The organism is Jeongeupia sp. USM3 (assembly GCF_001808185.1).
In the GTDB taxonomy this organism is placed as follows: Bacteria; Pseudomonadota; Gammaproteobacteria; order Burkholderiales; family Chitinibacteraceae; genus Jeongeupia.
Map to the genome: position 1 here is coordinate 1,619,840 of NZ_CP017668.1, position 20,007 is coordinate 1,639,846.

The window sequence follows — 20,007 nt, forward strand, 5'->3', positions numbered from 1 at the left end:
GATCAATCATGACCCAGGTAAAACTCACCACCAGCGCCGGCGACATCGTGCTCGAACTCGACGACGTCAAGGCCCCGATCACCGTCGCCAACTTCGTCCAGTACGTGAAGGACGGCCACTATGACAACACCGTGTTCCATCGCGTGATCGACGGCTTCATGGTCCAGGGCGGCGGCTTTGCCCCCGGCATGAAGCAGAAGGACACCCGCGACAACATCAAGAACGAAGCCGACAACGGCCTGAAGAACGACGCCTATACCGTCGCGATGGCGCGCACGCCGGAACCGCACTCGGCATCGGCACAGTTCTTCATCAACGTCGCCAACAACGACTTCCTCAACTTCCGCGCGCCGACCCCGCAGGGCTACGGCTATGCCGTGTTCGGCAAGGTCGTCGAGGGCAAGGACGTCGTCGACGCGATCAAGAGCGTGAAGACCGGCAGCAGCGGCTTCCACCAGGACGTGCCGAAGGACGACGTGCTGATCGTCAAGGCCGAAGTGCTCGCCTAAGCGCCACGGCACCGCGACCGCGCCGCCCCGTCCGGGCGGCGTTGTCGTATCTGGCCCCGATGTCCGCAACCTGGTCCTGGCAAGCGCCGAGCTTCGCACTGCTCGCCGGCAGTGCGCTGATGCTGACCTAGTGGTGCGCCATGGCCGCGTTCGAATACGCGAGCACGCAGCAAGCGCTCAAGGCCGATCTCGCCCGCTGCTGGCAGCAGCATGGCCGGCACGACGACTACTGCTTCCGCTACGGCGGCGAGGAGTGGCTGTTGCTGCTGCCCGGCTGCGCCGCCGTGCAGGCGACCGCGCGCGTCGACGCGCTCAGGCTGGCCTATGCCGCCGAGCCGGCCGGCCTGACGTTCTCGGCCGGCATCGCCGTCTTTCCGGACGATGGCCGCGATCAGGCCGAACTGACCGCCAGGGCCGATACGGCGCTGTACCATGCCAAGACCACCGGCCGAAACCGCGTCGTCGTCGCGACGCCGACCGGCCACACTGCCAGCGAAACCGATGCCTGATTCCGTACTGCTGATTTCCGACCTGCATCTCTCGCCTGCCGACCCGGCGACGGTCGCCGCCTTCGGCCGCTTCCTCGCCGGCCGGGCCCGCCACGCCCAGGCGCTGTACATCCTCGGCGACCTGTTCGAGGTCTGGATCGGCGACGACCAGCTCGACGAGCCCTTCTACGCGGCGCGCGCCGCCGAACTGCGCGCGCTCGCCGACAGCGGCGTGCCGGTGTACTTCATGGCCGGCAACCGCGACTTCCTCTGCGGTCAAAGCTTCGCCGCCGCGGCCGGGCTGACGCTGATCGCCGACCCACTGACGATTGCGCCGTTCGGCAAACCGCTGCTGCTCGCGCACGGCGACGCCTACTGCACCGACGACGCCGACTACCAGCGTTTCCGCCGCATCGTCCGCAATCCGCTGGTGCAATGGCTGTGGCGGCGGCTGCCCTACCGCTGGCGCAACCGCGAGGCGGCCAAGCTGCGGGAAAAATCGACCGCGATGAACCGGCGCAAGGCGGAAGCAATCATGGACGTCAACGCCGGGGCGATCGCCGCGGCCATGCGAGATGCCGGCGTCGCCACGCTGATCCACGGCCACACGCACCGGCCGGCACGACATGCGGAAGCCGCCGGCACGCGCTGGGTGCTGCCCGACTGGCACGACGGCAGCGGCGGTTACCTGCGGGTCGCCGAAGACGGCGTCTCGATGCTCACGCTCGACGACCGGCCGTTCCCGGGCACGACGGCCTGACCCCCCCGTCCGGTCAACGCCGGCTCAGGGCGCCACGTCGACGCGCACCCAGACCGTATAGCGGGTCGACGACTGCGATTGCGATCCGATGCCCGAGCCGCTCGCCTGCCGGGTCGATTCGCCGACCGGCAGCCACTCGCCGAGCGCGCCGGCCACTTCGCTGTAGACGCCCCGGTACGCCACGCTGCCGTCGGCATTGAAGCGGCTGCTTTGCGGATACAGCCGCAGACGAACCTCCCCGCCCAGCAACCGCGGCTCGGCCCAGAAGCCGCTGCCTGCGTCCTGCCACTGGCCGCCGTAGCTGGCGATCCGGTAGCCGGGCCGGTAAACGAAGGACAGCGTCGGAACGAAACGCGACTCGCCGAGCGAGATCATCGCCCGGCCGCCGTCCATCGTCGTGACCTTCTGCAGCGCGCTGCGCGTATCCCCCGACTGCGTCGCGCCCAGCCGGACCGCAGCGGCACTGCCGCGATTGGAGATGACGACCGCACCACCGGCCTCGATACCGGCCGTCGCAGCCGATTCGCGCTGCTCGACGCTCACGGTCAGCCGCTGCGCCCTGGTGTCGAGCCGTTCGACCAGCGCGGCGATCGCCGCCAGCGTCGCGGCGTCGGGCGCGCGGACGATCAACTGGTCGTAGAAGCCCGAAATGCCGGCGTCGGGAAACGCCTGCTGCAGCGCCGGGACGATCTCGGCCGCCGGCTTGTGCCGCAACCTGACGGTATCGACGACATCGGCCAGCGTGACACCGGCGAGCATGGCGGCAACCACGGACAGCGGCGCGCGCATGGCGGTCTCAGCGGCCCCAGGGGCCGGAAACGGTCGAGCGGCGTTCGAGCAGGCACACCGCCTGCGCCTCGACCGCTTCGGATTCGCCGACCGGGCCGAGCTTCTCGTAGGTCTTGGCCTTGACGTTGACGTCGGTGATCTCGATGCCGAGGTCGGCGGCGATATTGGCGACCATCTGCGGAATGTGCGGCGCCATCTTCGGCCGCTGGATCAGGATGCTCGCGTCGACATTGCCGACGCGCCAGCCGGCCTCGGCCACGCGCCGGACCGCCTCGCGCAGCAGCACGCGGCTGTCGGCGCCCTTGAACTCGGCCGCGGTATCGGGAAAGTGCCGGCCGATGTCGCCGAGCCCGGCGGCGCCGAGCACCGCGTCGGTGATTGCGTGCAGCAGCGCGTCGGCGTCCGAATGGCCCAGCAGCCCCTTCTCGAACGGAATCGTCACGCCGCCGAGGATCAGCGGCCGGCCCTCGACCAGCCGGTGCACGTCCCAACCCTGACCAATACGCATTGCCTTTCTCCACTTCGCTCTGACAGCCCGGCATGGTAGCGCGGATGCGCGTCAGTTGGCTTCGGCGATCGCCCGCATCAGCGCCGGCCACCATTCGCCGTTCCGCTCGCCGAGCCGGACGATCACCGTGCGCCGCGCCGGGTAGATGTAGAGGTACTGGCCGGACAGCCCCTGCGCGTAGTAGTCGCCGCGCCGCGGCTCGCTCTTCGGCGGCGTCCACCAGTGCAACCCGTACTCGCCGCCGGCGATTGCCGTCGTGCTCTCGGCGACCCACGACGACGGGATGATCTGCCGGCCGCGCCAGCGCCCCTGCGCCAGGTACAGCTCGCCGATCCGCGCCAGATCGCGCGCACCGGCGTTGAGGCAGCAGAAGGCCTTGACCGTGCCGAGCGCATCGACGCTCCAGCTCGCCGGGTACTCGGCGCCGAGCGGCTGCCAGAGCCAGCGCTGCAACAGCGTTGCGATGCTCTGGCCGCTCGCGCGTTCGAGCGCTGCGGCGATCAGCTGGGTGTTGACGCTCTGGTAGCGGAACGCGTCGCCCGGCTCGCCGGCAAAGTCGAGCGAATCGAACCAGCCGCGCAGGTCGGCAGCGAGGTAGTACCAGGCAACGTCGCTGGCGATATTGCCGACGGCCTCGTCCCACGCCAGCCCGGAGCGCATCGCCAGCAGCTCGCGCAAGGTCAGCCTGGAGAAGCGCGGGTCGCGCTGGGCCAGCTCGGGCAGCCAGTGCGTCACCGGCTGGTCGACGCTCTGCAGCCAGCCGGCCTGCAGGCCGACGCCGACCAGCGCCGACACCACCGACTTGGCGACCGAGAACGACGGAATCGGGTCGCCGGCCGCATAGCCGCCGGAATAGTGCTCGTAGCGCAAGCGGCCGTCCTTGATCACCAGGAAGGCCACCGTGCTTTGCCTTGCCAGCCACGCCTCGGGGGCCTCGCCGGCCTGTGCTTCGGGCAGGCCGGGCCAGACCAGCGGCTTGGGGCTGCGGGGCCAGGGCAGGGATTGCGGTGCGGCATCGACGCGCTGGGCGGCAAACACGTCGCGGTCGCTGAGCCTGGCTTCGGCGTGCAGCAGGATAGGCCAGGCTTGCGTATCCGGACGGTGGCAGCCCACCAGCATCAACGCCGCCGCAACGATCGGGGCGGCGCTCATGCTTACAGCTTAGGAAGGCGGTCATCGGCCGCTGCCGGGCCGCTTGCCGTCCGTCCGCATCCGCCGCCGGACGGTTTATCCGGGCAGCAGGGCGGCGATGGCGGCCAGTTCGCGGGCGTCGATCTCGTCGAACTCGGCCAGCCGTTCGCTGTCGACATCGAGCACGCCGACGACCCGGCCGGCGCGGTCGTGCAAGGGCACGACGATCTCCGAGCGCGATGCCGACGAGCAGGCGATATGACCGGGGAAGGCATCGACGTCGGGCACGACCAGCGTCTCGTTGCGCGCCCACGCGCTGCCGCAGACGCCGCGGCCGTGCGCGATCCGGAAGCACGCCACCGGCCCCTGGAACGGCCCGAGCACCAGTTCGTCGCCGTCGACGAGGTAGAAGCCGACCCACAGCCAGTCGAAGGTCTGCCTGAGCGCCGCCGCGGCATTGGCGAGACGGGCGGTCAGGTCGGGCTCGCCGGCCAGCAGCGCCGCCAGTTGCGGCTGCAGCGACGCGTAGCGGGCCGCCTTGTCGTCACCGTCTACATGCAGGCTTTCGGCCATCACGCGTCCTTTCGTGCCGAGAGGATCAGCGCGGCGAGCTGCAGATCGTGCGGATAGGTCACCTTGAGGTTCCACGGGCTGCCCATCACCAGCCGTGGCGACGCGCCCTGCTTTTCCAGTGCGCTTGCCTCGTCGGTGATGTCCGGACCCATGCCGGTTTCGAGCGCGCCGGCGAGCATCGCCAGCCTGAACATCTGCGGTGTCTGCGCCTGCCACAGCCCGGCGCGCGGCGCGGTCTCGGCGATCCGAGTGTCGTCGCCGGCATGCCCGAGCGACTCGCTGCGCGCACGCTTGAGCGGCTCATTACACGCACGCTTGAGCGTGTCGGCGACCGGCACCGCGAGGATGCCGCCGACCGGGTCATCGCCCAGCGTCGCGATCATGCCGTCGACCTGCGCCGGATCGACGCACGGCCGCGCCGCATCGTGGACCAGCACCCAGGCATCCGACGGCGTGAACAGCGACAGCGCCTGCAGGCCGTTCAGCACCGACTCGGCACGGCTGCCGCCGCCGCAGCGCATCACCACCAGCCGGCCGAAACCGTCCCAGTCGTAGCCGTCCCACCATTCGTCCTCCGGCGAGATCACGACGAAGATGCGCTCCAGCGCCACGACCTGGTGCAGGGCGTTCAGCGTGTGCCAGATCAGCGGCTTGCCGAGCAGGTCGAGGTACTGCTTCGGCGTATCGCTCGCCATCCGGCTGCCGCTGCCGGCGGCCGGCACCAGCGCGATCGCGCTCATTCCCCGGCCCCGGGCGCCGTCAGCGCACGCCACAGGCAGGTGCCCTTGACCGATTTGTCGAGCACGTCGAGGTAGGCTTCGTGCTGCGCCAGATCGTCGGCCGGCACGCCCGCCACGAGCAGCGGCTTGCGCGGTTTCCCCCTGCCAAACAGCGCCGCGGCGTCGCCGGCATCGCCGCCGGCGAAGTCGATCAGCAGGCTGTCCTGGCCGCGCGTCAGCGCCAGGTAGACCTCCGCCAGCAGCTCGCAGTCGATCAGCGCGCCGTGCAGCGTCCGGCCGCTGCGGTCAATCTCGAAGCGGTCGCACAGCGCGTCGAGGCTGTTGCGCTTGCCCGGGAAGGTGTCCTTGGCCATCTTCAGCGTGTCGACCACGCCCGACACGTAGTCGGTGATCGGGCCACGGCCGAGCTTGCCGAGCTCCATGTTCAGGTAGCCGACGTCGAACGGCGCGTTGTGGATGATCAGCTCGGCGCCGTCGACAAAGCGCAGGAACTCGTCGGCGATGTCGGCGAACTTCGGCTTGTCGGCGAGGAACTCGGTCGTCAGGCCGTGGACGTTCAGCGCGCCCTCTTCCGAATCGCGCCCCGGGTTGATGTAGCGGTGCAGGTGGCGGTCGGCCGGCGACAGCTTGCGGTCGATCATTTCGACCGCGGCGATCTCGAGGATGCGGTTGCCGTCCTCGACGCGCAGACCGGTGGTTTCGGTATCGAGAATGATCTGCCGCATCAGGCTCTCCCTATCGCGACGTCGGCCGCACCGATCGCGAACGGATCGGCGTGTTCGTTGAGCTTGAACCCGGTATCAGGATGCCGCATTTAGATCCGCCCCAGCGCCATGTCGACGCCGCGGTTGGCGAGCTGGTCGGCGCGCTCGTTGAATTCGTGGCCGGCGTGGCCCTTGACCCAGTGCCAGCCGACCGCGTGGCGCGCCACCTCGGCGTCGAGCTTCTGCCACAGGTCGGCGTTCTTCACCGGCTTCTTGTCGGCGGTCTTCCAGCCGTTTTTCTTCCAGTTGTGGATCCAGGTTTCGATGCCGTTCTTCACGTATTGCGAGTCGGTCCACAGCGCGACCTCGCACGGCCGCTTGAGCACGGCCAGCGCCTCGATCACCGCGGTCAGCTCCATCCGGTTATTGGTCGTGTCGCGCTCGCCGCCGAAGAGCTCCTTCTCCTGCCCGCCGTACTGCAACAAGGCGCCCCAGCCGCCGGGGCCGGGATTGCCTTTGCAGGCGCCATCGGTATAAATCGTAACTGTCGTCATAGCTTGCGAAGGAGCGACCATGCGCGCCCTCCTGTTCCTTTTGTGTATCGCCACGGCCCAGGCCGCGACGTTCTGTCCGTACAAACTGCCCGGCACCGACAAGAGCGAGCGCTGGGTCAACCTGACCGTGGTCCAGTATGTCGAATTGTCCGACACCGAGGCCCGGCTCTATTTCGGCGGCGGCAACCTCGGCAGCGGTCACGACGTGAAGATCCCGCTCAAGGGCCGCGACGACGGCCAGAAGCTGCTGCGCGAGCTGGTCGAAACCTCGCGCCGCTGCGATCCGTCCCCGTCCTGAGCCGCGCTCACTTGCAGCGGTCCTTGCCGGCCCGCTGGCGCAAACGCTCGATCAGCGCCACCTGGTCGATCGCCGCGGCCGGCTTGGCCTTCGGCACCGCGACCTTGCCGCGCCACGCCGGACCGATCACCCGCATCCCGCGCACGCGCTTGACCGCGTCGAGGCAGTAGATCCCGCCGGCGGCCGGCCACCAGCGGTCGCCGGCATTGTCGAACAGGTGGCCACGGGCGATCCAGCGTTCGTGCTGCACCGGCAGCCCGTAGCACAGGAAGCTGCCGCGCACCGTTTCCATGCCCAGCAGCGACAGCCAGTCCTTGAGACGCGGCAGCGCAACGAAATGCCCCGACCACGGCGCATCGCCGCCGCGCCATTTGCGCAGCCCCCACAGGCTCCACGGATTGAAACCGGTCACCAGGAGCCGCCCTTCCGGCACCAGTACCCGCTCGACCTCGCGCAGCACCGCGTGCGGATCGGCGCAGAAGTCGAGCACGTGCGGCAGGGCCAGCAGGTCGAGCGACTGGTTCGCGAACGGCAGCTGCTCGGGCACGCAATGCAGCGCGCAGCCGGCGCTGCGGCCGGCGATGGTCCGCCACGACATCCGGTTGGTCGCCAGCGCGTCGAGCTGCGGCAGTTCGAGCTGCACCGCCTTGTAGCCGAACAGGTCGGCCGCGGTGCGCGCATACCAGCCGCGTTCCTGCCGTGCGACGTCCTGCCCTAGCGGCGTTGCCAGCCAGGCGGCAAAATGGTCGAACGATGTACTGCAGTCCACGGGACCCGTCATGCTGGCACTCACCCCGTTGCCGATCTTCGACGACAATTATATCTGGGTTTTGCACGACGACCGCCACGCGCTGGCCGTCGACCCCGGCCTGGCCGCGCCGCTCGAGCGCTTCCTCGCCGGGCGCGGCCTGCAACTGGCCGCGCTGCTCGTCACCCACCATCATCACGACCACACCGGCGGGCTCGCCGGGCTCGTCGCCGCCCGCCCCGGGCTGCCGGTCTACGGTCCGGCGCGCGTCGCCGGGGTCAACCGGCCGCTGACGGGAGGCGAGACGGTCACCGCGCTCGGGCGCGACTTCGACGTGCTCGCCGTGCCCGGCCACACGCTCGACCACCTCGCCTACCACGCGGCGCCCTGGCTGTTCTGCGGCGACACGCTGTTTGCCGCCGGCTGCGGCCGGCTGTTCGAGGGCACGCCGGCGCAGATGCACGCCTCGCTCTCCCGCCTGGCCGCACTGCCGGGCGACACGCTGGTGTGCTGTACACACGAATACACGCTGTCTAACCTGAAATTTGCCAGGGCAGTCGAGCCGGGCAATGCCGACCTTCGCGAACGCGAAACGGTCGAGCAGGCCAGACGTGCGCGGGGACTGCCGACCTTGCCGAGCAGCATGGCGCTGGAGCGGGCGACCAACCCCTACCTGCGCTGCGCCGAGCCCGGCGTGATTGGAGCAGCCCGACATCATGGTGCGATCGACGACACCGGGGAGGAAGTACTCGCAGCGATCCGGCGCTGGAAAGACACGTTCTGACCGCCCGGCGCCAGACCGGACACTTGCGTTGACAGGCCACGCCGGGGTCGGCACCATCCTGCAACTGATTAAAAAACGAGCGCGCAAGATGCGGTTCCTTCCCCTCGCCGGGCTGCTCGCCGGCCTGAGCTTTGCCAGCGCCTTCGCGGCGCCCTCCGGCCTTGACGGCCAGCTGAACAACCCCCAGTTCCGCGTTACCGACGACACCAGCCGCACCGTCGACGTGCTGTTCGGCGAAGTCGCGCGGGTGCAGTCGTACGACGACCTGTGGGGCCGCGTGCGCGCCGGCTTCACGATGCCCGAACTCGACGACCCGCTGGTCGAGAAATGGGAGAACTACTACGCCAGCCGCCCCGAGTACCTGAACCGGATCATCGAGCGCGGCAGCCGTTACCTGTATTTCGTCGTCGGCGACGTCGAGCGCCGCGGCATGCCGATGGAGCTGGCGCTGCTGCCGATGATCGAATCGGCGTACAACCCGAAGGCCGAATCGTCGGCCAAGGCCGCCGGCATGTGGCAGTTCGTCCCGGCGACCGGCAAGCAGTACGGCCTCGAGCGCACCTGGTGGTACGACGGCCGGCGCGACGTGCTCGCAGCGACCGACGCCGCACTCGACTACCTCGACACCCTGCACGGCCAGTTCAACGACTGGCAACTGGCGCTGGCCTCGTACAACTGGGGCGAGAATGCCGTCGCCCGGGCACAGAAGAAGAGCGCGGCCAACGGCGGCGGCACGACGTACAGCGACCTCAAGATGCCGAACGAGACGCGCAACTACGTGCCCAAGCTGATGGCGGTGCGCAACATCATCGCCAATCCGTCGGCCTTCGGCGTCACGCTCGCCAGCGTGCCGAACAAGCCCTACTTCGCCGCGATCACCACCGGCCGGCACATGGACGTGCAGGTCGCCGCCGAGCTGTCGGAAACCCCGGTGCAGGAGCTGCTCAAGCTCAACCCGGGCTTCATCCGCCCGGTGATCGCGTACAAGGACGACCGCAAGCTGGTGATCCCGGCCGACAAGGTCGCCGCCTTCCAGCGCAACCTCGCCAACTACGACAAGCCGCTGCTGAACTGGCAGCCGTACGTCACCAAGCGCGGCGAATCGTTCGCCCAGCTGGCCGGCCAGTTCGGCATCGACGTCGACGAGCTCAAGGACATCAACGACATCGGCAAGGACAGCATCGCGCGCGGCCAGACCATTCTGGTGCCGAACGTGCCGGGCCTCGATGTCTCCGACCGGCAGACGCTGGTCGCGCTGCACGACAACCGCGCCGCCGACCCGGTCGACACCGGCGCCGGCGACGCGCCGCTGGCCGTCCTCAAGCATCGCGTCACCCGCGGCGACACGCTGTACAACATCGCCAGCCGCTACGGGATGAACGTTGCCGACCTGCGCAAGCTGAACAGGCTCGACGGCGACGATGTCCGCCTCGGCACGACGCTCAAGGTCGCCAGCGTCACGCGTACCGCTGCCGGCAAGAAGGCACCGATCCAGCGCGAATACGTGGTGAAATCCGGCGACACGCTGGCGTCGATCGCGCGCAAACACCGCGTCGATGCCGACGACCTGAAGCGCTGGAATCCGCAGAAGCTGTCGCCGGGCATCCGGCTGGTGATCTACCAGCAGCCGGGCTGATCGCCACAAGCACCCGGATCGTGCAGCCGAAAAAAAAGCCCGTCATTCGACGGGCTTTTCTTTTGACCGGTACCGCTCAGTCGGGCGTGAAATCGGCGCTGTAGGCGAGCAAGGCCTCGACCCGGCTGCGCATGCCGTCATAGCGGCAGTACAGCGGCTGACGTTCGCTCTCGCCCTTCTTCAGGCCGCTGAAAAACCAGCTGACACCGCCGCTGCTGGCCTGATACGGGCTGGGAAACTTCAGCTGCTTGTACCCGGCCGAGCGCGCGGCGGCGGCGCATGCGTCGCGGGCGACGCCGGCGGTCGCCTTCCACGCATCGTTGTTCGTCGCGAGTGCCGGACCGGCCAGCAGGGCCGCCAGCACCATCATCCGGCATTTCATTCCGACGCGACGCCGTTCGGCTGCCCTTCGGCCAGCCACTTGGCGTGGTGCTCGCGCATCAGATGCACCGCGTCCTCGATCGTGTCGACGACGACCGGAATCTGCATGTCGACACCGCTGGCCAGGCCCGCACCGTTGTCGACCATGTAGCGCTTGGCCCAGTCGACCAGCTCGTGCCACATGTCGCCGACGAGGATCAGCGGCGTGCCGTAGAGCTTGCGCACCTGCAGGAGCTGCCAGACCATCGCCAGCTCGAGCAGCGTGCCGACGCCGCCCGGCGTGACGATGAACGCGTTCGAACGCAGGATGAAGTGATGCAGCCGCGAGAAGAAGGTCTTGTGCTCGAACACGCGGCCGACGAAGTCGTTGGCATGCTGTTCAAAGTCGAGGTCGATCCGGATGCCGACCGATGCCTCGGGCTTGTCCGGCGCGCCTTCGCGGGCGCCCTCGTTCGCCGCCTGCATCAGCCCCGGCCCGCCGCCGGTGACGATGCGGCAGCCCATCGCCGCCAGCTCGGCCGCCAGTTGCTTGACCGCCTCGTACGCCGGCGTCGCTTCCTCGATCCGCGCCGAACCGAAGATCGTCACGTGATAGTGCGGCGTATGTTGCGGCCGAAGCTTCGACAGGTCGTCGACGACATCCCACAGCTTGAGTACCGCGCCGGTCACGAGGCGCAGCGTAGCCTCGCTGTCGCCCTGCACGTCGGGTTTTACGATTTGATCCATATCGCTCTTGATTACACTCGGAATCCGAAACTTAAACGTAACCCCTCGCGCGTAGAAGGGGAATAGGTCCGCAGGTAGGCCGCAGTGTTCGGCCCACGCCCGGGGCGGCTATGGTAGCAGATTGCGCGTCGCACCAAACCGGTACGCACCACAGCCGACGGCCCCGGCGCTGCAAACGCGCGCCGGGGCCGTCTCGGAATTGCGAGTGCCCGGCCAGACCGGGCTACGAGGCGGCGGCGATCAGGACGGACGGCGCGCGCGCAAGACGGCTTGCTCGCCGGCCTTCAACGTCAGCGTCCCGTCGGCGGCGACCGCGAAGCCGTTCACCCGCGCCAGCGCCTTCAGGAAGCCGCGCTCCTGCTTCGTCGGTGCCGCGCCACACGCCATCCTGGTCGTTGCGACCTTGTCGATCCTGAGTACGCTGCCGTCGATCGCGTACTGGCCGGTGTAGCGGTTGCAACCGGCAAAACCGCTGATTCGGCCGTCCGCGGCAAAATTCAGCGTGCTCGGACGCTTGCCGCCGGCGACCTGCCATTCGGCGCCCTGCAGCGCCGACGCACCAGGCGTCGCGCCGGCGTCCTTCACCGGCACGCACTCGGGGTAGCTTTTGCCGTGCAGCTGCAGCATGCCCCCCTGGCCCTTGGACCAGAACCAGGTCTGCGGATCATCGTTGGCGGCGTACTTGGCGCCCGATGCGGTGCGTACCTGCGTCAGCGCGAACTGCGATCTGCCGGCCTGCAGGGTCATCGCATCGCCGCTGAAACCGACGCTGATCTGCTTGTCACCGCATTGCAGTTTGCTGGCAAACGCCTGTTGCTGCGGCTGCTGCACAAGCTGCAGCACGCCCACATCGGTACTCCCCGGCGTAACGGCGACCGGCTCGCTCAACCACGCCAGCCGCCCCTGCTGTTCGATGCCGCCGCGCAAGGCATACGTACCACCCGCGGCCAGCCGGTCGAGCGTCAGCGCGAACGGGACCGGTACCTGCTTGCCCTGCAGCGGCAGCCGCACGTCCCTGACGACCTTGTCCGTCTGGGTGTCGCGAACCTCGACGACGGCGACCGCGTCCGGCGGCAAGGCGATCCGCGCGCGGTAGCTCAACTCGCCCTTGAGCGTTTGCTGCGCCGGTGCGACAAGGGCCGGTTGTACGCCGGCACACCCGGTCAGCGCCACACCGCCTCCCAGAACCATCAATGCTGCTGCCATCGAACGAGTCATCTGAGCGCTCCTGTGTTTGGACGCGTGAAGTCTAGTCCCCGCTATCCGGCAAGGCTTTGGAAATAATGGCTGGCTTTTCTTGACGTCAAGGTGTCTCGAGAATAATTGTTGTGTAAATCAACTTTGTAGAAATCCATCCAGCCATTCACCGGAAACGGCGCACCCGGTGCGCCGTTTCGTTCGCCCACTGCCGGATCAGAACGGCATGCCCAGCATCAGCCGGATCGCCTGCTCGTAGCCCGAGCTGTTGTTGAGCGTGCTGCTGTAGTCGAGCGACAGCGTCAGTTCGTCACGCAGCGCCAGCTTGCCACCGACCTCGATGATCCACTGGTTCTGCGCCATCGGCACCAGATGGGCGACATAACCGAGGCCATAGGCGGCGAGGTCCGCGTAGCCCATGCGGGCATCGTCGCCGCCTTCGAACTGGTGCTGGTACTCGATCCGCATCCGCGGCGTAAGCCTGCCCACCGAGACATCGAAGCTCGTTTCGCCACGCAGGCCAAGCTTGCCTGTCGTCATCCGCACGGTCTGCTCGCCATAGCTCAGCGCGCTCAGCCCGGCTGCCGACTCGGTGTAGGCATCGAGCGTCGCCGACATCAGGTCGACCCGGCCATACGGCGAGACCAGCCACGTACCGTTGCGGTACTCGTAACCGGCGGCGAGCAGACCGAACAGCTGGTTACCGTCACGCGAGCCCGAGGCAAAGCGACCGTTGCCGGTGATGTAGCGGTCCACGTCGAAGTTCAGCCAGCCGTAACCGAGCATGCCGTCGACGAACAGCGACTCGGCCGGGCGCACACTGCCGTAGATCGCCACCACGCCGCTGCGGCCTTCACTCTTCGAACCGTTGTCGCCGATATCGCTGACGTCACGGGCAACGCCACCGCCAACCCCGACCGACAACAGATCGTTGACGCGATAGTCGCCACCGACGCTGATGCCGTCGGTGCTGAAGCGGAACTTGTCCTGGCCGGTTTCCGCATCGCGTCGGCCGAAGTTGAGCGCGCCACCGATCCAGATCTACCTGTTGCTGGAACGACGCCCGGACACCCGCCGGTTGGAAAGCGGTGGCGATTCGGTGTGACGACCCGGCTTCGGGTGAGAACCAGACGGATTGGCCGTGATTCGATGCTCGCGAACGAGCGAACCGTCGCCAGGTCCGGCGCGATTCGGTAAACGCACCGTCAGTCGATGGTCACGGTGATGGACACGTTGTCCGCATACGCGCCGGCCGGAACCACTTGCCCGGCGGGCAGCCTGGCGTAGATCGTCCAGCTTTGTGTACTGGAAAAGAGCTGCTGGACCTGGATGGTACCGGTCAGCCTGCTGGTACCGCCGCTGCCGTCACCAAGAATCTCGGTGTACAGATTGCTGGTGTAGAGGTTGTAAGCCAGCGAATGTCCTCCCTGCTTCAGGCTGCGTGTCAGCGCATTGCCGCTCAGCCCGCCGCTGAACGAGATGCCCACCGAGGCATTCAGGGAGACACCGGCGTTGCAGTTGAGCGTCAGCGTCGATTGCGCGGTCAGGGCGCTGCCAGCCAGCGGAGAATAGGGGCCCAAATTGACAGCCACCGGCGGCACCGAGCAACTGCCAAGAAAGACCGCATGACACACCGGCGTCGCGAGTCCGGACAGCATGGCCGGCCAGAGCAGCAACCGGCGAAGGTCGAACCGCCTTCCCGGCTTCACGAAGAGTCCTCCACGGTTTGGCAGGGCATCGGACCAAGCACCTGATTGAGCGGACTGGCCAGGGCTTCGGGCACCAGCGTGAACCGGCACAGCCGGTCACGATCCAGTTGCAGCCGGTAATCGCCGGCCGCCGCACTATCCAGATAGAGACGGCTGCGCCCCAGTGTCAGGCTCTCCACCTTCGTGCCATCACGCCAGCTCTCGCTGTCGCTCGCCAGCTGCCAGTCCTGTGGTAGCGCCAGCTCGATCACCCGGCCCGGCGCGGACTGCTTGACGATGAAGTCCAGCAGATAACCGTTGCCGCGTTGTGGAACCAGCGTGCGTCTAGTGTCGGGGACCTGGTAATCGATCTTCAGCCGCGCGGTGTCGATGCCGATGCGATTGGCCTGGTAGCCGTAGAGCTGCGGGACCAGGGCGACACCGTCGGCGTTGCTCCAGGCAACCACCCGGTTCTCCAGCGTCACCGGCACATCCGGCTGGCCACCGGTCGTAACGATGGCAAAACCGTCGCCGACCTGGCGGGTGGCGCCGAGCAGCTGCGGCGTGGCAATCAGACTACCTCGCACACCCAGACGCAGCTGCGGGTCGCCGCGCTGCGAGAGCTGGGTGTCCAGCTGCAGCGAGGTATAGCGGGTGTCGGCCCTTGCCATCGCCAGCACGCGGGTATCGCGTTTGTCCTTCTGGGCGGTCAGGGTCGCGGTGCGCAGCATCGGATCATCTGCGGTATAGCTGTAGCTGAGGGTGCTGGTGTGCTGCTGCTCCTGCAAGGCGTAGCTGGCAGCCAGATTCTGGCCGCGGTCGAGCGGCAAGGAGACGCCGACGAACAGACCGTAGCGGCGCACCAGATCGCGGGATTCGAACAGCGTCAGCGCGATCTGGCTGTTGTACGCCAGCGGCAGCGACGCGCTCAGATTGCTCGAACTCCGGCAGTGGTCGAGCACGTAACAGCGCTCGACATAGCCCAGGGACAAGCCCAGCGGACCAAGCTGGGTGCCGAGATAGCCGCTGCGACTGCGTAGAGCCTCAAGCGCCGGATCGCTCGCCATGCCGAGTTGGCGGAAAGCACTGCCACGGCGGGTGTATTGCAGGCCGGCGTTGAAAAGCAGGCCACTCCACTCATAGCCCAGACTGTACTGCCAGCCGCGGCCGCTCTCCGGGTGCAGGCTGGCCGCGCCATTCGCCGTCACCGTGCCGACCAGCCCCAGCCTGCCGACCAGACCGGTGCCGAGCAGCCCGCCGCCTTGCACCGCTTCGACACGGCCGTCCAGCGTCAGCCAGGGGTTGACGCCGTAACGGTAGCCGCCAGAAGCAAAGCCGGCACCGTAATGATTGCTCTGCGAACCGTAATCGAGACGCTCGCGACCGATCTGCAGCGCGTAGTCCCACAAACCGGGCGCCAGCAAGCGCGTCAGCGACAAGAGCGGCGCCTGGTAGGTGCGGCTGCGTCCTAGCGTGTCGCGCAGCTGCACGCTGACCACGCCGTCGTTGCCAACGGCCGGTAACTGATCGAGTTCGAACGGCCCCGGCGGCAGCTTGCTCGTGTAGCTCAACATGTCGTTGACGTAGACATCGAGCACCGACGGCAGCGCCGAGCTGCCGCTGATCGTCTGGGTCGGATAAGGCAGAAAACCTGGCTGCAGCGAAAAGTCCCGCACCAATTGCACCCCGGCAAAACGGATCGGCAACCCGCTCTCGAAGGCCTGGCTGATCGCATCACCCAGACGCAGCGTCCACATGCCGCGGTAGTCGTCATAGCGATAGGTCGTATCCAGCCGCAGCGTTTCGACGCGCGAGTCGCGACTGGTCGCGCCCAGCTCCTTGCGGATCAGCCCGCTTTGCTGCACACCGCCCCAGGCGCCGAAGGCGCGCGCAAACAGGTTCGCTCCCCACCCCTCGCGCCGGCCGTCCCGGGTGGCCAGCACGTCGTAGTCGAGATAGGCGCCGTTCAGGTTGGCTGGCGTGACCGGATCGAGCGCCGCCTGCGGCATGACCAGCACATGCGGGTCGAGCTCGCGATCGGGCAAGGTCAGCTGCAACTGCTGCAGCGCATCGTCGAGTAAAACCCGTTCGGCAACACCGGACAGCGGCAGATAGCGCTTGCCGTCACCGAGCAGGACCGAATGGCGCGACCGTTGCGGGTTGAGCGGCAGTTGCTGTGTGCTATCCAGCGGCCAGAACCAGTTGCCGCAATCGTCGCGGATCAGCAACTGGTCGTTCGGCAGCAAGACGCCGTTGACGCTGACCTGCAGCAGCAACTGCCGCGCGCCGGCGCACGGGCGCTGGTCGGCCGGCGGTTCGGCAGCTGCGACATGGAACGACAACGCCGTCGAACACAGCAGCCAGTGCAGGCCGCTACGGCAGCGCCACATTGGCGTTCGACCATTGCCCCTTGTCGTCCCTGATCCGGAGGTTCAACTGGCGACGCTCGCCGTCGCCCACACCCCAGGACAGCGACTGGCCCGCGAGCAAATAGCCGTTGTGGCCACCGAACGGCGAAAGACGAACGCCGTCGGCCTGCACCTCGGCCACCCGGACCGCTACCGCTCCCGGGTTGGTCGCCACCAGAAGCCGCCGGCCATCGACGCCGCGTTCGCCCCGCCATTCGAGCTTTGCGCCGACAGGCGTACCGTCCGGCGTGTAAAACACCGGCAGATTGAAATTGACCAGCAGCGCAACCTGCCCCGGACCGGACGCCGGCTGCGGCTCGAGCGGAAGCAGCTCGCGCACCAAAATACGGTAGCCGCGCTGCATCGCGCCGCCGGGCGCCTCGCTCAGGCCGACGCGGATCAACTGGCTGGCGTGCGCTGCCAGCCGGAATGCCGGCGGGTTGGCAATCAGGGTCCGTGACGTCGACAGCGCCATCTGCTGGCTTGCGCTGTCCCAGCCCTGCCAGTCGAAGGTTTCCAGCTGCACCAGCCGCGGCTGGTCGCCATCGTTGCGCACCGTCAGCGTTTGGCTGGGCCGGGCGGGTGACAACTCGATGCGGATCGGCTCGATGCCAAGCGCGCTGGCGATGCCGGCGCAAAACAGCAGCACGGCGCCCGGCAACAATCGCAAGCGGTGATCGAGCATGCTTCCCTTCGAGACGAGCGGGTCAGAAGCTCACGGCGATATTGACGCTGTCCGTATAGGCAGCGCTGGCCGGAACGATCTGGTTCTTTGGAATCTTGCCGTACACGGTCAGCGTGTTGGCGAGGCTGCCGGCGGCGCTGGTACCGGTCATCCTGTTGCTGCCGGTATTGCCCCAGTAGTTGGTCCAGCCCGAATCGGTGTACAGCTGGTACTGCAGCAGGTCGCTGCCGGCTTTCATGTTGCGGCCGGCGGCGATGCTGGCCGAGTTGAGGCCGGCATCCAGCGAGACGGTATACGCCGTGCTCGGTGTGCAGCTGAAGTTGATGGTCGTGCTGACATTGGTATCGCTATTGCTGGTGGGATCGTAGTTGCCGAACGCCAGCGTCGCGGCCTCGACCGTGCACGCGGCGACAACGGTGGCGTTCACCGTCAGCGTTGCGTTGACGGTCGTTGCATGCGCAACGGAAGCAAGCAGCCCGCAGGGCATCAAGACCAGCAAGCTTTTCATTTTCGCCCCTCCCCGGACGCCACGACAAACACCGGCGGCTCCAATAACTTCCAATAAACGAAAGCAAATTATATGAAACAAGAAATATAAATAAAAGCTTTGAATCAGATTTTGCACGCTGCCTTCAGGGCGTGCCCAAAGAAAAAGCGCCCTCGCGGGGCGCTTTTTTGCATGAGCGGATCGCCGGAAACCGGCATCGGGAATCAGAACGGAATGTCGTCCTCGAAATCGTCGAAGCTGCGCTTCGGTGCCGGTGCAGCCTGTTGCGGGCGAGCAGCCGGCGCAGCGGCCGGCGCTGGGGCGTAGCTCTGGTTGAAGTCGTCGTAACCGCCGCCGCCCCCCTGATCCATCGGCGCACCGCCGCCACTACGGCCGCCGAGCATCTGCATCTGGTCGGCGATGATTTCGGTGGTGTAACGGTCGGCACCGGTCTGCTTGTCCTGCCACTTGCGCGTCTGCAGCTTGCCTTCGATGTAGACCGAACTGCCCTTCTTCAGGTACTGGCCGGCGATCTCAGCCAGACGGCGGTACATGGTGATGTTGTGCCACTCGGTCTTTTCCTGCTTCTGGCCGGACTTGTCCTTCCAGTTTTCGGTCGTGGCGATGCTGAAATTGCACACCGCGTCGCCGTTGGGCAGGTAGCGCACCTCGGGGTCGCGCCCGAGGTTGCCGATCAGGATGACCTTGTTCAAGGAAGCCATCAGTGCGTCTCCATAATCAATTGTTTAGCCTCGTCTTCATTCCAGCCGTCCTGCATGACCTTGAGCAGGGCAACCCGCTCGTCGAGCAACACGACGGCTTCGGAAACGCCGGCAATCCGTGAAAGTTTATCAGACAGCGCGGCCGGATCGCCCTGCCACGCTTCGCCGATGTGAAAGAGTTGGGTCTTCACCGGCTTGGGCGCCCGCATCCGCCACGCCACGGCCAGCCAGATGCCGACCAAGGCAGCCGACAGTGCAAACACCGGTGCCGGCGAGTCGAAACGCTGGTACAGCCAGCCTGCCAGCGCCGAGCCGAGGAACATCGCCGCGGCCTGGCAGGTGTTGTAGACGCCCATCGCCGTGCCCTTGGCGTCGGCCGGCGCAATTTTCGAGATCAGGCTGGGCTGGATCGCCTCGAGCACGTTGAAGGCGATGAAGTACAGCGCCAGCCAGACGACGATCATCGTCAGGCTGGGCATGTACAGCGTCATGCCGATCTGCGCGCCGAACATCAGCGCGATCGCCCACAGGAACACCCGCTTGAGCTGGCGCTTCTTCTCGCCGTAGATCACCGCCGGCACCATCAGCACGAAGCTGAGCAGCACCACCGGCAGATACACCCACCAGTGCCTCGACACGTCAAGCTGGCCGACCTTGGCCAGCAGCAGCGGCATGACGGTGAACATCGCCATCTGCGCCGCGTGCAGGGCGAACACGCCGTAGTTGAGCCGCAAGAGCTGCGGATCGCGCAGCACCGACGGTAGCCGCCGGGCGCTGGTTTCGGCATCCGAATGGAAACGCGACACCGTCGGACTCGGGATCACCCGCGCGACGCCGACGATGGCGACCAGCGCCAGCACCGCCGTCAGCACGAAGATCCCCGGCAGACCGATCCAGTCGGCCAGTTTCGGTGCGACGACCAGCGACACCGCAAAGGTGCCGGCGATGCTGGCGCCGATCATTGCCATCGCCTTGGTCCGGTGCTCCTCGCGCGTCAGGTCGGCCAGCAGCGCGGTGATCGCCGCCGAGATCGCCCCGGCGCCCTGGACCGCGCGGCCGACGATCAGCCAGACGATGTGGTCGGCCATCGCGCACATGATGCTGCCGAGCGCGAACAGCGCCAGGCCGATGTAGATCACCTTCTTGCGGCCGACGTGGTCGCTCCACATGCCGAACGGCAGTTGCAGCAGCGCCTGCGTCAACCCGTAGGCGCCGAACGCCAGCCCGACCAGCGCGTGGTTGTCGCCACCGGGCATGTGGCCGGCGTAGACGGCAAAGACCGGCAGCACGAGGAACATCCCGAGCATGCGCAGGGCGTAGAGCCCGGCAAGTCCGGATGCGGCGCGTAGTTCGAGCGGGGACATGGGCGGCAGGATGAAGCGAAAGACGCGATTCTAGCAGGCGGCCGGGGCGCTGCCGACCTCGGCGCGGCTGACAGCGCCCGACGCACGCAGCCGGCCGGGCTCGCGCCCGGGAGGCATTGGCCCCGCG

Annotated in this window: 24 protein-coding genes; 6 read left to right on the forward strand and 18 right to left on the reverse strand. The window is 67.3% G+C overall.

What is annotated here, in order from left to right; genetic code table 11:
* Nucleotides 1–8 precede the first annotated feature (8 nt).
* The 3 genes from BJP62_RS07665 (at nt 9) to BJP62_RS07675 (ending at nt 1,757) form a co-directional block, all read left to right on the forward strand.
* Nucleotides 9–509 carry a peptidylprolyl isomerase gene (locus BJP62_RS07665; RefSeq protein WP_070528534.1) on the forward strand — a complete coding sequence of 167 codons (501 nt, stop codon included), beginning with the start codon at nt 9–11 and terminating at the stop codon, nt 507–509.
* A gap of 140 nt (nt 510–649) precedes the next feature.
* Complete coding sequence (locus BJP62_RS07670; RefSeq protein ID WP_070528538.1) at nt 650–1,018, forward strand: GGDEF domain-containing protein; 369 nt, start codon at nt 650–652, stop codon at nt 1,016–1,018.
* Nucleotides 1,011–1,757: a UDP-2,3-diacylglucosamine diphosphatase gene (locus BJP62_RS07675; RefSeq protein ID WP_070528541.1), complete on the forward strand. Its 747-nt coding sequence runs from the start codon at nt 1,011–1,013 to the stop codon at nt 1,755–1,757. Before BJP62_RS07670 ends, BJP62_RS07675 begins: the two co-directional genes overlap by 8 nt.
* A 24-nt stretch (nt 1,758–1,781) precedes the next feature.
* Here BJP62_RS07675 and BJP62_RS07680 read toward each other — a convergent pair whose 3' ends face one another.
* The 7 genes from BJP62_RS07680 to rnhA all read right to left on the reverse strand — a co-directional run bounded on the left by BJP62_RS07680 (nt 1,782) and on the right by rnhA (nt 6,756).
* Nucleotides 1,782–2,546, reverse strand: coding sequence for a hypothetical protein (locus BJP62_RS07680; RefSeq protein ID WP_070528545.1), 765 nt, complete (start codon nt 2,544–2,546; stop codon nt 1,782–1,784).
* A 7-nt stretch (nt 2,547–2,553) separates the two neighbouring features.
* Nucleotides 2,554–3,054 carry a 2-C-methyl-D-erythritol 2,4-cyclodiphosphate synthase gene (gene ispF / locus BJP62_RS07685; protein WP_070528548.1) on the reverse strand — a complete coding sequence of 167 codons (501 nt, stop codon included), beginning with the start codon at nt 3,052–3,054 and terminating at the stop codon, nt 2,554–2,556.
* Nucleotides 3,055–3,105: 51 nt separating this feature from the next.
* The gene (locus BJP62_RS07690; RefSeq protein WP_070528552.1) at nt 3,106–4,206 is read right to left on the reverse strand and encodes a serine hydrolase; all 1,101 of its coding nucleotides are present in this window, start codon (nt 4,204–4,206) and stop codon (nt 3,106–3,108) included.
* A gap of 75 nt (nt 4,207–4,281) precedes the next feature.
* Complete coding sequence (locus BJP62_RS07695) at nt 4,282–4,758, reverse strand: GAF domain-containing protein (protein ID WP_070528555.1); 477 nt, start codon at nt 4,756–4,758, stop codon at nt 4,282–4,284.
* Nucleotides 4,758–5,498 carry a 2-C-methyl-D-erythritol 4-phosphate cytidylyltransferase gene (gene ispD, locus BJP62_RS07700; RefSeq protein ID WP_070528557.1) on the reverse strand — a complete coding sequence of 247 codons (741 nt, stop codon included), beginning with the start codon at nt 5,496–5,498 and terminating at the stop codon, nt 4,758–4,760. The genes BJP62_RS07695 and ispD overlap by 1 nt, the downstream gene beginning before the upstream one ends.
* A complete protein-coding gene (dnaQ, locus tag BJP62_RS07705) occupies nt 5,495–6,223 on the reverse strand; it encodes a DNA polymerase III subunit epsilon (protein WP_070528559.1) in 729 nt (242 codons plus the stop codon). Before dnaQ ends, ispD begins: the two co-directional genes overlap by 4 nt.
* Before the next feature lie 89 nt (nt 6,224–6,312).
* Entirely contained in the window at nt 6,313–6,756 is a 444-nt protein-coding gene (gene rnhA, locus BJP62_RS07710; protein WP_070528562.1) for a ribonuclease HI, read from the reverse strand.
* 19 nt (nt 6,757–6,775) lie between these two features.
* On the opposite strand from rnhA, the gene BJP62_RS07715 reads away from it, so the two are divergent.
* Complete coding sequence (locus BJP62_RS07715) at nt 6,776–7,054, forward strand: hypothetical protein (protein WP_070528564.1); 279 nt, start codon at nt 6,776–6,778, stop codon at nt 7,052–7,054.
* 7 nt (nt 7,055–7,061) lie between these two features.
* On the opposite strand, the gene BJP62_RS07720 is transcribed toward BJP62_RS07715, so the two are convergent.
* Nucleotides 7,062–7,835, reverse strand: a complete 774-nt coding sequence (locus BJP62_RS07720; protein WP_070528567.1) for a methyltransferase domain-containing protein — start codon at nt 7,833–7,835, stop codon at nt 7,062–7,064.
* Between BJP62_RS07720 and gloB the strand changes: the two genes are divergently transcribed.
* Both gloB and BJP62_RS07730 read left to right on the forward strand, forming a co-directional pair.
* A complete protein-coding gene (gene gloB / locus BJP62_RS07725; RefSeq protein ID WP_205700980.1) occupies nt 7,834–8,586 on the forward strand; it encodes a hydroxyacylglutathione hydrolase in 753 nt (250 codons plus the stop codon). The two genes, BJP62_RS07720 and gloB, sit on opposite strands and share 2 nt — an antisense overlap.
* Nucleotides 8,587–8,674: 88 nt before the next feature.
* Nucleotides 8,675–10,222: a LysM peptidoglycan-binding domain-containing protein gene (locus tag BJP62_RS07730; RefSeq protein WP_070528570.1), complete on the forward strand. Its 1,548-nt coding sequence runs from the start codon at nt 8,675–8,677 to the stop codon at nt 10,220–10,222.
* Nucleotides 10,223–10,298: 76 nt separating this feature from the next.
* Here the strand turns inward: BJP62_RS07730 and BJP62_RS07735 are convergent, their stop codons facing one another.
* The 10 genes from BJP62_RS07735 to BJP62_RS07780 form a co-directional block, all read right to left on the reverse strand.
* Nucleotides 10,299–10,592, reverse strand: coding sequence for a hypothetical protein (locus BJP62_RS07735; protein ID WP_070528573.1), 294 nt, complete (start codon nt 10,590–10,592; stop codon nt 10,299–10,301).
* A gap of 8 nt (nt 10,593–10,600) precedes the next feature.
* A complete protein-coding gene (locus tag BJP62_RS07740) occupies nt 10,601–11,329 on the reverse strand; it encodes an LOG family protein (protein WP_070528576.1) in 729 nt (242 codons plus the stop codon).
* A 240-nt stretch (nt 11,330–11,569) separates the two neighbouring features.
* Nucleotides 11,570–12,547, reverse strand: coding sequence for an META domain-containing protein (locus BJP62_RS07745; protein WP_083300780.1), 978 nt, complete (start codon nt 12,545–12,547; stop codon nt 11,570–11,572).
* Between the two features lie 195 nt (nt 12,548–12,742).
* Nucleotides 12,743–13,567, reverse strand: coding sequence for an autotransporter outer membrane beta-barrel domain-containing protein (locus tag BJP62_RS07750; protein WP_083300781.1), 825 nt, complete (start codon nt 13,565–13,567; stop codon nt 12,743–12,745).
* Nucleotides 13,568–13,731: 164 nt separating this feature from the next.
* On the reverse strand, nt 13,732–14,184 hold the full coding sequence (locus tag BJP62_RS07755) for a spore coat U domain-containing protein (RefSeq protein ID WP_070532467.1): 453 nt from the start codon (nt 14,182–14,184) through the stop codon (nt 13,732–13,734).
* Nucleotides 14,185–14,231: 47 nt separating this feature from the next.
* On the reverse strand, nt 14,232–16,604 hold the full coding sequence (locus BJP62_RS07760) for a fimbria/pilus outer membrane usher protein (RefSeq protein ID WP_070528584.1): 2,373 nt from the start codon (nt 16,602–16,604) through the stop codon (nt 14,232–14,234).
* Complete coding sequence (locus BJP62_RS07765; RefSeq protein WP_070528587.1) at nt 16,588–17,307, reverse strand: molecular chaperone; 720 nt, start codon at nt 17,305–17,307, stop codon at nt 16,588–16,590. The genes BJP62_RS07760 and BJP62_RS07765 overlap by 17 nt, the downstream gene beginning before the upstream one ends.
* 22 nt (nt 17,308–17,329) lie before the next feature.
* The gene (locus BJP62_RS07770) at nt 17,330–17,815 is read right to left on the reverse strand and encodes a spore coat U domain-containing protein (protein WP_070528589.1); all 486 of its coding nucleotides are present in this window, start codon (nt 17,813–17,815) and stop codon (nt 17,330–17,332) included.
* Nucleotides 17,816–18,018: 203 nt separating this feature from the next.
* On the reverse strand, nt 18,019–18,516 hold the full coding sequence (locus BJP62_RS07775) for a single-stranded DNA-binding protein (protein ID WP_070528592.1): 498 nt from the start codon (nt 18,514–18,516) through the stop codon (nt 18,019–18,021).
* Nucleotides 18,516–19,880 carry an MFS transporter gene (locus BJP62_RS07780; protein ID WP_070528595.1) on the reverse strand — a complete coding sequence of 455 codons (1,365 nt, stop codon included), beginning with the start codon at nt 19,878–19,880 and terminating at the stop codon, nt 18,516–18,518. The genes BJP62_RS07775 and BJP62_RS07780 overlap by 1 nt, the downstream gene beginning before the upstream one ends.
* Between the last annotated feature and the right edge of the window lie 127 nt (nt 19,881–20,007).